The sequence below is a fragment of the Mycobacterium sp. TH-M82 genome (genome assembly GCF_057473605.1).
The window spans coordinates 22,744-34,086 of sequence record NZ_JBYCKY010000783.1 but is presented as its reverse complement, the minus strand read 5'-3'; the positions used below and the strand labels follow the sequence as shown (position 1 = coordinate 34,086).

Here is an 11,343-nt window from a genome sequence, read left to right as displayed (position 1 = left end):
TGTCGGCTCGGCGACCAGGGTCGAGTCCGGGTCGTCTTCGAGGAGTTCGGCCTGACCGGCGACTACCCCGGTGAGGATTGCCCGGGCGGCAGTCAGCAGCTCAGCCACCTGCGGCGAGGTCAGGGTGTACCGCACCGACAGGCCGTCCCGGCGCGCGGTGACCAAACCTGCGCGGCGCAGGATGGACAGCTGTTGAGACAGGTTGGCCGGCTCGATACCGACATCGGGCAGCATCTCGGAGACGGCGTATTCACGGCTGCTGAGCAGCTCAAGGACTCGTATGCGGGCCGGATGACCAAGTGTCTTAAAGAACTCTGCCTTCATCCGGTACAACGGCTGGCGTGAGTCCACCACGATGCTCTCCCGACTGAAGACAAGACACTGCCTTTGTTGCTTGCGAACCTTAGCAACTTACTGTGGTAAATGGAATGTCTTTGTGGTCACAGGTCGTTGCCGGCGTGGGACAGGTTGAAACTCTTGTTGGTCAGCGGGAAGTCGGGGGCGATCGTGTCGGCCATCGCCACCGGCAACGCGGGCCAGTTGAACCAGGACGGGTCGACGACCTTGGCCCGCGTGAGTTGAATGTTGTTGTGGTGATGTGGGTTTCGGGACAGGGTAGGGGGATGTCGAGGGGGGCGAGGAGCAGGCCGGTGGGCGTGTAGGTGGCGTGCGGATCGGTGAAGGCGGTCAGCACGGCGCGGGCGGTGGGCACGGCGTCGCGGTTTTCGGGCAGGATGGCGGGCAGCGGGGTGTTGGGGCCGAGCGCTTTGCGCAAGTCGGCTTCGATGAGGCCGAAGATGAGCAGCGCGATGCCGATGACGGCGATGAGTGCGTGGATGCGGTCGTCGTTGTGCAGGAAGACCGGCCGCACGTGCAGGGTTTGTTTGAGGTCGTGGTGGCGTTGTTCGACGATCCATTGGTCTTTGTAGATTTTGAGTACGTCGGTCGCAGTCAACGGCGTTTGGGGTGCCGTAGATGCCGAGGTTAACCATCGCCGCACTCATCAACGCCGACACCGGACTCGGCGCCTCTAGGTGCGCCCGCGGCAGGCCATGAAGCCCGGTTGACCGCCCGTAAGGGGATCGACTTGCCGGCGCCGCATGGCGCGCCGCGATCAGCCGCGGCAGTGATTCCTATAGGTCGTTGCCGGCGTAGGAGAGGTTGAAGCTTTTGTTGACGAGGGGGAAGTCGGGGACGATGGCTCCGGCGAGGGAGATCGGCAGTGCAGGCCAGTTGAAGAAGGATGGGTCGACGATCTTGACGCGGGTGAGGGTGTGGTCGGGGGCAAGTTCAACGCGGTGGGTGATGGTGCCGCGCCATCCTTCGACGATGCCGACGCCGGAGGCGGCACGGGCCGTCGTTCCGGTTGGCGGTTCGGTGCGGGTGATGCCGGCGGTGACGGTGGATGTCAGCGCCGTGATCAGTGCGACGGAGGCGGCGATTTCGTCGGCGCGGACGACGAATCGGGCCAAGACGTCGCCGGTGTCGCGGGTGACGGGGATGAACAGCTCTCTGTCATCGTAAAACGGATGTTGGTGGCGGGCGTCGACCGGCAACCCGCTGGCGCGGGCGACGTAGCCGAGTGTGCCGAGGTCGCGGGCAGCGTCGCGGCTGAGGATGGCGGTGCCGGTGAGGCGGTCGGCGACGACGCTGTGACCGAGGGCCAGGTGGATGATCTCGGCAATGTCGGCAGCGATGGCGTGTAGGTGGCCGGTGTCGGGCAGCGTGTGCAGGTGCGCGCCGCCAGGAATCACGCCGCCGCGCAAGAGCCGGTGGCCGGTAACCTCGGCGTTGAGGCGGAGCAGTTGTTCGCGAATGCGCAGGGCGTGTGAGTTCAGTATGCCGTGGCCGACGTCGTTGCAGATTGCGCCGATGTCATTGGTGTGGTTGTAGAGCCGTTCGAGTTCAAGGAGTATCGCGCGTTTGCGCTGGGCGTGTGCGGGTACGGGCCAGCCGGCGGCATCTTCGACGGCGAGGCAGTGGGCGAGCGCGTGGCCGACGGCAGTGTCGCCGCTGACCCGTTCGGCCAGGGGCAGTGCGTCGGCGAGGTCGCGGCCTTGGAAGAGTTTCTCGAGTCCTTTGTGGACGAACCAGAGGCGGGCTTTGAGTTTGAGGATGGTTTCGCCGACGACGGAGAAGCGGAAGTGGCCGGGTTCGATGAGGCCGGCGTGGACGGGTCCGACGGGGATTTCGTAGACGCCGGGGCCTTCCACGTTGAGAAAGGGGTAGGGGCCTTCGGGGTCGCCGAATTCGGGTGGCGGGCCGGTGTCGGCGCGCATCGGGTACCAGCCGCGGGGCCAGTGGTGGTGACGGAGGAGCCGGCGGGGTTGTGGGTGGTCGAGCGGGATGACGCCGTACAGGTCGTGCATCTCGCGTTCGAACCTGCTGGCGGGGAAGGACAGCGCGGCGAGGCTGGGTAGTTGCGGCCGGTGTGGGTCGAGGCGGATGTGCAGTTCGATTCGTGAGTCGGGCGGGCCGCTGGTGAACAGGTACACCGCGCGCAGCGCCTCGCCGTCGTCGTGCTGCGCAGCGACCAGGGCGAGGCGGTAGCCGCTGGCGAGCAGTTGCCCGGCGCGGGCGGGCAGCGCCTCGGGCCCGAGTTCGATCACGCTGCGTTGGGTGCCGGCGATCGAGGTCATGTCAGCTTCCTCCGGCGGCGAGGGCGGCGGCGTGCAGCAGTGCCCGCAGCGGCCACGCGGTTGTTCCCAAGACGGCGCACACGCCCAGTCCGGCGATCAGCGCGGCCGCGGCGGTGCTGGGAAGCCGCAGCGGCACCGCGGTCGTGGTCGGGGCCGGAGGCTGGTCGCGCGAGCCGAGCAGCATGTCGCCGGCGTGCGCGGCGACCGCGGCGAAGATCACCAGTATGGATGCCAATGCCAGGGTGACCGCCCAGCCCAAGCCGGCGGCGAAGCCGGCGCGGAACATGCCCAGTTCGCTGGCGAACAGGCTGAACGGGGGCAGGCCGAGCAGCGCGAGCAGGCCGACGCCGAGGGTGCCGGCGAGCAGCGGCGCCCGCCCGGCCAAGTTGCGCACGGCATGGATCTGGGTGCTGCCCAGGGCCTGGTGTAGGTGTCCGGAGCTGAGGAACAGCACCGCCTTGGCGAGTCCGTGGCCGAGGATGTGCAATAGCACGGCGGCGATCGCGAGCTCGGTCCCGGCGGCGGCGCCGAGGGCGATCAAGCCCATGTGCTCGATGCTGTGGTAGGCCAGCATGCGTTTGTAGTCGCGTTGGGCCAGCAGCAACGCCGCGGCGAGCGTGATCGAGGCGAGCGCGACGATCAGCAGCAGGGTGCGGACGAAGCCGCTGCCGAGCGCAGCGTCGGAAATGGCCTTGACCCGCAGGATGGCGTAGAAGGCCACCGAGAGCAGCACCCCGGACATTAGCGCGGAGACCGGGGCCGGCGCCTGGCTGTGCGCATCGGGAAGCCAGGCATGCATCGGGACCAGCCCGGTCTTGGTGCCGAAGCCGAGCACGAGCAAGGCGACCGCGATGCGGGTCACGCCGGGATCGAGCGCGTGCGCGTTGGCGGTCAGGCTGGTCCAATCCATCGCGTGGGCGGCGAGCAGCCCGGTGTGCACGGCGGCGTAGTTGAGCAGCACGATGCCGAGGAAGGCCAGCGCGATGCCGACCGAGCAGATCACCACATATTTCCACGCGGCCTCGACCGAGCCGCGGGTGTGCTGGTGCCCGACCAGGAACGCCGTGAGGATGGTGGTGGCCTCGATCGCGGCCCACAGCACGCCCACGCTGGCGGCGAGCACAGCGGTGTTCATCGTGGCGATGAAGGCTTGGGTGAGGATCCCATAGCGGCGGGCGGCGCGGGCGTCGGTGTGCCCGGAGGCGAACTCGTCGGCCAGATAGGCCGGGCTGGCGGCCATCGCCAGCAGGGCGATGGCGCCGATCACGATGACCATGTAGGCCGACAGGGCGTCGGCGCGCAGCAGCCCGCCAAGCCCGGTGCGCGGGTGGGTCCGGGTGACGACGACGGCCAACGCGATGCCGCTGGCGAGCGCGCCCGCGGCGGCGAGCGCGCCGAGCCACGCGGTGCGCCGCTGCCAGCCGACTGCCGCGTACGCCAGTACGGCCAGCCAGGGCAGCACGATCGGTGCAAGAACAAGGCTGATCATCAGTCGTGTAGCTCCCTTAGTTCGTCCAGGTCGGTGCTGCCGAACACGGCGCGCATCCGGCTGGTGAGCACCTGCAGCACGAGCACGGCCAGCAACACGTCGAAGGAGACGCCGAGCTCGACGACCACCGGGACCCCGGCGGTGGTGAGGAACGCGGCCGCGGTGATGCCGTTGTCCAGCAGCAGGAACCCGGCCAACTGCGAGAGCGCGCGGTGGCGGGTGACCAGCACGAAGAACCCGAGCAGCACCACGGTCACCGCGACCGGCACCGCGTGGGTGGCCGGTGACGGCGAGAGCCGCACCACCGGCCGGGTGACGGCGTAGGCGAGCAGCGCGAGCACAGCTGCGGCGAGCAGCGATGCGGCGACGTTGACCAGCGGCTGGGTCTCCCCCGCCTCCCCGGAGGCCTCCAGAGCGCGTCGGACCAGCAGGGGCAGCAGCACCGCGCGCAGCAGAAGGATCCCGACCGCCACGGCTCCGAGTTCGGTGTCGTGCTGGTGCACGGCGAGCACCGCGACCAGCCCGGCCAGCGCCGTGGCCTGGATTGTGAACAGCCGCACGATCGCGGACAGCCGCCGGCGCCACAGGATCAGCACCGCGGCGAGCAGGAACACCCCGCACGCCAGGTCGAGCAGTTGCACGTAAGTCGTCTCACTCATCATCGGTCTCAGCCCAGGAAGAAGGACGCGGCCACAGCCAGCAGCGCAAGTAGGAATGAGCCGGCCAGTAGCTCCGGCACCCGGAATAGGCGCAGCTTGGCCAGGAACACCTCACCGGCGGCGAGGACGACGCCGAGCGTGGCCACCTTGGCCGCGAACACGACCAGCGCCACCGGGATCGCGGCGAGCCCGGCGCCGGTCACGATTCCCCACGGTGCGAACAGGCTGGCCAGCAACCCGAGCAGCACGCCCAGGCGCATCGCCGAGGCCCACTCCACCAACGCGAGATCAGGGCCGGCGTACTCGAGAACCATCGCCTCATGGATCATCGTCAGCTCGAGGTGGGTGGACGGGTTGTCCACCGGTAGCCGCCCGGCCTCGGCAATGGTCACGACTCCCAGCGCGACCGCGGCGAGCAGGCTCGCCGGGGAGATCACCGCGCGTGGGTCGTGCACGGTTGCGTCGACGATGGCGGCGAGGTTCGTCGAGCCGACCCGCACCGACAGCGCGAACACCGACAGCAGGATCGTCGGCTCCACCAGCGACATCACGGTCATCTCTCGGCTGGCGCCCATGCCACCGAACGCGGTGCCGGTGTCCAGCCCGGCCAGCGCGAGCATCACCGTGCCCAGCGCGAGCAGCGCGGTCACCGCGATCAGGTCCGCGACCGGGTCCAGTGGCGAGGAGGTGGTGGCGAATGGAACGACCGCGGCAACAACCAGAACGGTCGCGGTCAGCAGCAGCGGCGCAATGCGGAAGACCCATCCGGTGCCGCGCGGGGTGATCGGCTCCTTGCGCAGCAGTTTGCGCAGGTCGCGCCAGGGCTGCGCCACGCCGGCTCCGGCCCTTCCCTCCAACCGGGCGCGCACCTGACGCATCAGCCCGACCAGCAGCGGCGACCCGCCGCCCACGAGGGCAACCTGGCTGGCCGCGCCGAGCGCACCCGCCGCGGTCACCGGATCACCGCGACCGCGATCAGCAACCCGGTGAACGCGAAGAACCCGTAGCCGAGGTAACGGTGCACGCTGCCGTTGGCCAGGCCGCGGGCAGCCTCACCGACCGCGCGGGACGCGGACAGCACCGGCTCATAGAGGCGATGTTCGATCCGGTCCGGCACCCTGGCCTGGAACTGGACGCGCTCGACCAGGTATGCCGACTCGGTGGTCGGGGTGACGTCGACGTCGGTCTCCGGCGCGAGCACGTCGTCAAAGACGCGCAGCAGCGGCTCGGCGAACGACGTGGCGGTGTACTCCATCCGCGCCGACAGCGGGCCGGCGCCGCAGTCCCACAGCCTGGCTACCCGCCGCGCTCGCCGCGCCGCGAGCACCCGGACACCGGCCAGCACACCGACGGCCCCGGCCAACAGCGCGACCGTGATCAGCAGCGGCGACATGCTGCCCGCATAACCGGTCAGCCGCAGCGTCACCGGTCCGTGCACGGCGTCCACGGTGCTGGACCCGAATGCCGTGGACGCCGCCCGGGACAACCTCGGGAGCACCGCTGCCGGCGCGACCGCCAGCACGACGCAGCCGGCTGCGGCCAGGCCAGTCCCGACCAGCATCGACGAAGGACTCTCGGCAGCCTGTTCGGCGGCAGTGCTGCGCGGGCGGGCCAAAAACCCCACCCCGAACGCCTTCACGAACGTCGCCACCGCCAGCCCGGCGGTCAACGCAACCACCCCCACCGCGAGTGGCATCGCCACCGCGGTCGCGGTCGCGGTCGTCGGCAGCGCATGGATCAGGCTTTGCAGCAGCAACCACTCGCTGACGAAGCCGTTGCCCGCCGGCAGTGCCGACGCGCCCAGGGCCCCGACCGCGAACAGCGCCGTGGTCACGGGCATCCGCGACCGCAGCCCGCCGAGTGCGTCCAGGTTGCGGCTGCCAGTGGCGCGCAGCACCGACCCGGCCGAGCAGAACAGCACCGTTTTGAACGCCGCGTGATTGACCAGATGCAACAGTCCGGTGGTCAGCGCGAGCCCGGCCAACAGCTGGCTTCCGTACGCGGCGAAGTATCCGCCCGCGCCGATACCTATCAAGACCAGGCCCATGTTCTCGGTGGTCGAGTACGCGAGCAGCCGTTTGAGGTCGACAGCCACCACGGCCTGCAAGATCCCGTACAGCGCCGAGAGCGCACCCGCGGTCAGCACCGTCAGCCACCACCACCGCGACCCACCATGCAGCAGATCCAGGCCAACCCGCAACACTCCGTACACCCCGAGGTTCACCATGGCCGCGCTCATCAACGCCGAGACATGACTCGGTGCCTCCGGATGCGCTCGGGGAAGCCACACGTGCAGCGGCACCACCCCGGCCTTGGACGCGAAACCCAAAAACGTCGCCGCGAATACCGCACCCTTCACGGCCGGTGACATCCCGCCGGCCGCGGCCCGCAACTGGGTGAACGACTCGCCGTGCGCGGCCGCAGCGAAACCCACCAGCCCGGCCAGGATCGCCAGTAGACCCAGGTGCGTCATCACCGCATACCAGCGCCCAGCCTCGCCGACCGCGGCTCGACGCCGATGCTCAGCCAGCACGAGTAGCAGCGAGGTCAGCGCCATCAGCTCCCACGCCACCAGCAACGTGCTCACACTCGCCGCCGCCGGCACCAGCAGCATCGCAGCCACGAACAGCGGCAGCGTCGCCTGCATCACCCGCCCGTCGCCGTGCGCACCGTGCCCGCTCGGCCGTACGTAGCCGACCCCGTACACCGCGGCGCACGTCGCTACCGCGCCGGTCACCGCCACGAACAGGCCCCCGAGCGGATCCAACGCCAACCGCACCCCGGCCAGCGGAAGCAGATCCGGTAACCACGCGCTGAACGACGAACCGCCCATCGCGGCCACCCCGGCCACCACGGCAGCCAGCCCGGCGCCCGCAGTCCAGATGCCCACCGGCGTCGCCCGGCGACGAGTCGGCGCTGCCACCGCGGCGACCACCGCAAGCACGCTCAACCCCAGCGCCGTGCCAAACGCCGACCCGGCAACGCTCACGGCCTACATCCCCCGGCAGCGGGAGACACCATAGGACAACGCCTCATCGTCCGGTCAACCCTCGCAGTGCTGCGATGATCGCCTCCGGCGGTGGCGGGCAGCCCGGCACCGCCACGTCCACCGGCACGATGTCGGAGACCGCACCGGCCACCCCGTACCCGCCGGCGAACACTCCACAGTTAAGTGCGCAGTCCCCGCAGGCCACCACCAGCCGCGGCTCGGGCACCGCCTCATGTGTGCGGCGCAGCGCCACCTCCATGTTGCGGGTCACCGGCCCGGTCACCAGCAGCGCGTCGGCATGCCGGGGCGAGGCCACCAACCGGGCACCGTAGCGTTCGGCGTCATAGACCGGCCCGAACGCCGACGCAATCTCGATCTCGCAGCCGTTGCATGAGCCGGCGTCCACATGGCGCAGCTGCAGCGACCCGTTCAGCCCGTCCGCCCGCGCCGGGCCGATCCCTGCCGGCCGCGGTGGGGCCGGCTCGGCCACTCGACCCGTAGCACGGATCTTGCGCCACAGCCCGATCACGACGACGCCGCGCTACCGCTGACTCCAACGCCGCTGACGTCGGGCTGCTCAGTCCGCAACTCGGCGAGCAGCTCGTTCTGCCCGGCCAGCAGCTCAGTCAAGATCCGCCGGGCCGCGCCCATCAACTCCGCCATGTCCGCACAGGCCAGCGCGTACATCACCGTGCTGCCCATGCGCGTCGCGGTCAGGAACCCCGAGCGGCGCAACACCCCCAACTGCTGCGACAGGCTCGACGGCTCAATCTCCATCACGGCCAGTATGTCCCGCACCGATCGCGACCCATTGGCCAGCAGCTCCAGCACCCGGATCCGTACCGGATGCCCCAGCATCCGGAAGAACTCCGCCTTGGCCCGATACAGCGGCACCGACACCGCCAACCTCCACACTCCCTACGACGCTGATACAAAAACACAACATAACATGTCCATCAAGATCAATGAATTGCGAAACTTTGCAGTAAGGCCCATTGGCCGTGGTCGATCTACCCCGAAGACCGTCCTCGACCTGCTCGAGATCCCCCGCAGCGCCTATACAGCCTGACCCCGTGGGGGAGCCAAAAAGCAATCCAGAAGTGCGGAAAACCAGTTACACGAGCCGGCATCGACATGACGAACCTGCACCGAGCCCCGCACTCCTGCAAGCGGTGGCATCGCCGACGGCGGCGCACTTTCGGCCCGCTCGGCGACGCGTCCAACGCGCATGATCGTGCCGATCCAACCCATGGCGCTACCGCCCTGTTACCGCGTCGCCGGCACGCAGGTCCTCCAGCATCGCGACGCGGTCGCTGAGCATGCCGGTCAATACCTTGCGTGCCAGCGCCAGCAACGCCGCGATATCGGGCGATGCGTTTGAATAGATCGCCGAGCTGCCGTCCTTACTTGCCGAGACCACACCTGCCTTTCGCAGGACGCCCAGTTGCTGAGACAGATTTGACGACTCCAGCCCCAACTCGACCAGCAATTCAGCCACCGACCGGTCCCGCACCGACAGCAACTCCAGGATCCTGATCCGCGCTGGATGGCCGAGCGTCTTGAAGAATTCCGCTTTGAGCGTGTACAGCGGCTCCGACATGGATCTCCCAGGGGTGGATTTCGCGGCGGTGACCTGGTTAAGGAAGCTACCAGATTGTCATCCCGTAAAACATCAGTATGCGTACTTAACAACATCCGCAAGTATTCGCCTGCGAGGTTCCCGCTCGGCGCAGCGGCGACGCCCTACAACCGTTCGATGATCGTGATGTTGGCCGTGCCGCCGCCCTCGCAGATCGTCTGCAGCCCGTACCGGCCGCCGGTGCGCTCGAGCTCTCCCAGCATGGTGGTGAGCAGCTTGGCGCCGGTAGCGCCGAGCGGATGCCCGAGCGCGATCGCGCCGCCGTTGGGGTTGACGATCTGCGGATCGGCTTTGATCTCCTTGAGCCAGGCCAGCACCACCGGTGCAAACGCCTCGTTGATCTCGACCACGTCGATGTCGCCGATCGACAGCCCGGTCTTGTCCAGCGCGTAGCGGGTCGCGGCGATGGGTCCGGTCAGCATCAGCACCGGGTCGGCGCCACGGGCACTGATGTGGTGGACACGCGCCCGCGGCGTCAGGCGATGGTCTTTGACGGCACGCTCGGAGGCGAGCAGCACGGCACTGGCGCCGTCGGAAATCTGGCTGGCCAATGCGGCGGTCAGCCTCCCGCCTTCGACCAGCGTCGGCAGCGCCGCCATCTTCTCCAGTGACGTTTCCCGGGGACCCTCGTCGATCCGGAACTCGCCGTCATCCACGGCGACACCGACGATTTCGTTGTCGAAGTGTCCGGCCCGAATCGCCGACAACGCGCGCTGGTGGCTGGAGAGGGCGAACACCTCCATCTCCTCGCGGGAGATGTTCCAGCGCTCGGCGATCAACTCCGCGCCGCGGAACTGCGAGATCTCCTGGTCGCCGTAGCGGTGCAGCCAGTTTTTCGACTCGTTCGTCGGAGAGGTGAAGCCGAACTGTTTACCGACCTCCATTGCCGAGGCGATGGGGATCTGGCTCATGTTCTGCACTCCGCCGGCCAGGATCACGTCAGCTGTCCCCGACATAATCGCTTGCGCACCAAAGGAGATCGCCTGCTGACTGGATCCGCACTGCCGGTCGACGGTGACACCGGGGACCTCCTCGGGGTAACCTGCCGCCAGCCAGGCATTGCGGCCGATGTTGCCGGCCTGTCCCCCGATGGCGTCTACGCAGCCCACGATGACGTCGTCGACCGCCCCGGGATCGAAGCTCACCCGAGAAAACAGACCGTGCAAGGCCGCCACCCCCAGGTCGATCGGGTGCACACCGGCCAGCGATCCGTTGCGCTTGCCGACCGCGGTGCGGACGGCGTCGATGACGTAGGCCGATGAGATCCGGGCTGTTTCAGCCATGTTCAGACTCCTTCACTATTCCGCCAAGGACAATGGCGAGGTATTGGTGGCCCACCTGCTCGGCGGTCAGCGGCCCGCCGGGGGAATACCAGCGCACCGACACCCAGGTGGTGTCCCGGATGAAGCGGTAGACCAGGTCGACGTCGAGATCGGGCCGGAAGTAGTCTTCATCAATGCCCTGCCGCAGCACGTCGACCCACATCTTACGCTGCTGTTTGTTGCGCTCGTCGAGGTAGGAAAAGCGCGGCTGCGACGACAGTCGCTTCGCCTCGTCCTGGTAGATGACGACCTGGGCGTGCCGATGCTCGATCGCTTCGAACGACGCCAGGAACAGCCCCTTGAGTCGCTCCAGCGGATTGGGTTCGGTGTCGACGATCTCTCGGTAGCGAGCGAACAACCAGTCCAAAAAGCCGCGCAGCACCTCGTCGACCATCTCCTCCTTGGAGGAGAAATGGTGATACAGGCTGCCGGACAGGATGCCTGCGGCATCGGCGATGTCGCGCACGGTGGTGGCACGCAGGCCACGCTCGGCCATCATCGTGGCCGCCAAATCCAGCAGTTCATCACGGCGATTCACTGAGCGCCACTCCTCCTCACCGCTTCGTCCCCCGCAAGCGGGCGGTACCCCCATTGCATCGTCGTCGG

At 68.3% G+C, this 11,343-nt stretch carries 11 protein-coding genes and 3 pseudogenes; all 14 read right to left on the bottom strand.

Annotated features, from left to right (window positions below; genetic code table 11):
• Window positions 1-357 (bottom strand): ArsR/SmtB family transcription factor (locus tag AC2VON_RS23335; RefSeq protein WP_486954976.1); only part of this gene is annotated, 357 nt, incomplete at its 3' end.
• A gap of 83 nt (window positions 358-440) precedes the next feature.
• Window positions 441-581 (bottom strand): annotated as a pseudogene (locus tag AC2VON_RS23330) (hypothetical protein); the annotation flags it as partial.
• 387 nt (window positions 582-968) lie between these two features.
• Window positions 969-1,049: pseudogene (locus AC2VON_RS23325) on the bottom strand (proton-conducting transporter transmembrane domain-containing protein); the annotation flags it as partial.
• Window positions 1,050-1,133: 84 nt separating this feature from the next.
• Window positions 1,134-2,639 carry a hydrogenase large subunit gene (locus tag AC2VON_RS23320; protein WP_486954967.1) on the bottom strand — a complete coding sequence of 502 codons (1,506 nt, stop codon included), beginning with the start codon at window positions 2,637-2,639 and terminating at the stop codon, window positions 1,134-1,136.
• 1 nt (window position 2,640) lies between these two features.
• A complete protein-coding gene (locus AC2VON_RS23315; protein WP_486954966.1) occupies window positions 2,641-4,128 on the bottom strand; it encodes a proton-conducting transporter transmembrane domain-containing protein in 1,488 nt (495 codons plus the stop codon).
• Window positions 4,128-4,787, bottom strand: a complete 660-nt coding sequence (locus AC2VON_RS23310) for a hypothetical protein (protein WP_486954975.1) — start codon at window positions 4,785-4,787, stop codon at window positions 4,128-4,130. The genes AC2VON_RS23315 and AC2VON_RS23310 overlap by 1 nt, the downstream gene beginning before the upstream one ends.
• Window positions 4,788-4,795: 8 nt before the next feature.
• Window positions 4,796-5,743, bottom strand: coding sequence for a respiratory chain complex I subunit 1 family protein (locus AC2VON_RS23305; RefSeq protein WP_486954965.1), 948 nt, complete (start codon window positions 5,741-5,743; stop codon window positions 4,796-4,798).
• Window positions 5,740-7,710 (bottom strand): proton-conducting transporter transmembrane domain-containing protein, encoded by a 1,971-nt coding sequence (locus AC2VON_RS23300; RefSeq protein ID WP_486954974.1) that lies wholly within the window; start codon window positions 7,708-7,710, stop codon window positions 5,740-5,742. Before AC2VON_RS23300 ends, AC2VON_RS23305 begins: the two co-directional genes overlap by 4 nt.
• A 109-nt stretch (window positions 7,711-7,819) precedes the next feature.
• Complete coding sequence (locus AC2VON_RS23295; RefSeq protein ID WP_486954973.1) at window positions 7,820-8,302, bottom strand: NADH-quinone oxidoreductase subunit B family protein; 483 nt, start codon at window positions 8,300-8,302, stop codon at window positions 7,820-7,822.
• The gene (locus AC2VON_RS23290) at window positions 8,302-8,676 is read right to left on the bottom strand and encodes an ArsR/SmtB family transcription factor (protein WP_486954964.1); all 375 of its coding nucleotides are present in this window, start codon (window positions 8,674-8,676) and stop codon (window positions 8,302-8,304) included. The genes AC2VON_RS23295 and AC2VON_RS23290 overlap by 1 nt, the downstream gene beginning before the upstream one ends.
• A 213-nt stretch (window positions 8,677-8,889) precedes the next feature.
• A pseudogene (locus AC2VON_RS23285) lies at window positions 8,890-9,027 on the bottom strand (NADH-quinone oxidoreductase subunit B family protein); the annotation flags it as partial.
• A 4-nt stretch (window positions 9,028-9,031) separates the two neighbouring features.
• Window positions 9,032-9,376: an ArsR/SmtB family transcription factor gene (locus AC2VON_RS23280; RefSeq protein WP_486954963.1), complete on the bottom strand. Its 345-nt coding sequence runs from the start codon at window positions 9,374-9,376 to the stop codon at window positions 9,032-9,034.
• A 143-nt stretch (window positions 9,377-9,519) separates the two neighbouring features.
• Window positions 9,520-10,680 (bottom strand): steroid 3-ketoacyl-CoA thiolase FadA6, encoded by a 1,161-nt coding sequence (gene fadA6 / locus AC2VON_RS23275; RefSeq protein WP_486954972.1) that lies wholly within the window; start codon window positions 10,678-10,680, stop codon window positions 9,520-9,522.
• A 10-nt stretch (window positions 10,681-10,690) separates the two neighbouring features.
• Entirely contained in the window at window positions 10,691-11,329 is a 639-nt protein-coding gene (gene kstR2, locus AC2VON_RS23270; RefSeq protein ID WP_486954962.1) for a TetR family transcriptional regulator KstR2, read from the bottom strand.
• Window positions 11,330-11,343 lie beyond the last annotated feature (14 nt).

What these genes read in the sequence shown, in the direction of transcription:
- kstR2 (WP_486954962.1), bottom strand. Translation starts at nt 11,329, where the DNA reads ATGGGGGTACCGCCCGCTTGCGGGGGACGAAGCGGTGAGGAGGAGTGG.
- AC2VON_RS23315 (WP_486954966.1), bottom strand. Translation starts at nt 4,128, where the DNA reads ATGATCAGCCTTGTTCTTGCACCGATCGTGCTGCCCTGGCTGGCCGTA.
- AC2VON_RS23320 (WP_486954967.1), bottom strand. Translation starts at nt 2,639, where the DNA reads ATGACCTCGATCGCCGGCACCCAACGCAGCGTGATCGAACTCGGGCCC.
- AC2VON_RS23310 (WP_486954975.1), bottom strand. Translation starts at nt 4,787, where the DNA reads ATGAGTGAGACGACTTACGTGCAACTGCTCGACCTGGCGTGCGGGGTG.
- AC2VON_RS23280 (WP_486954963.1), bottom strand. Translation starts at nt 9,376, where the DNA reads ATGTCGGAGCCGCTGTACACGCTCAAAGCGGAATTCTTCAAGACGCTC.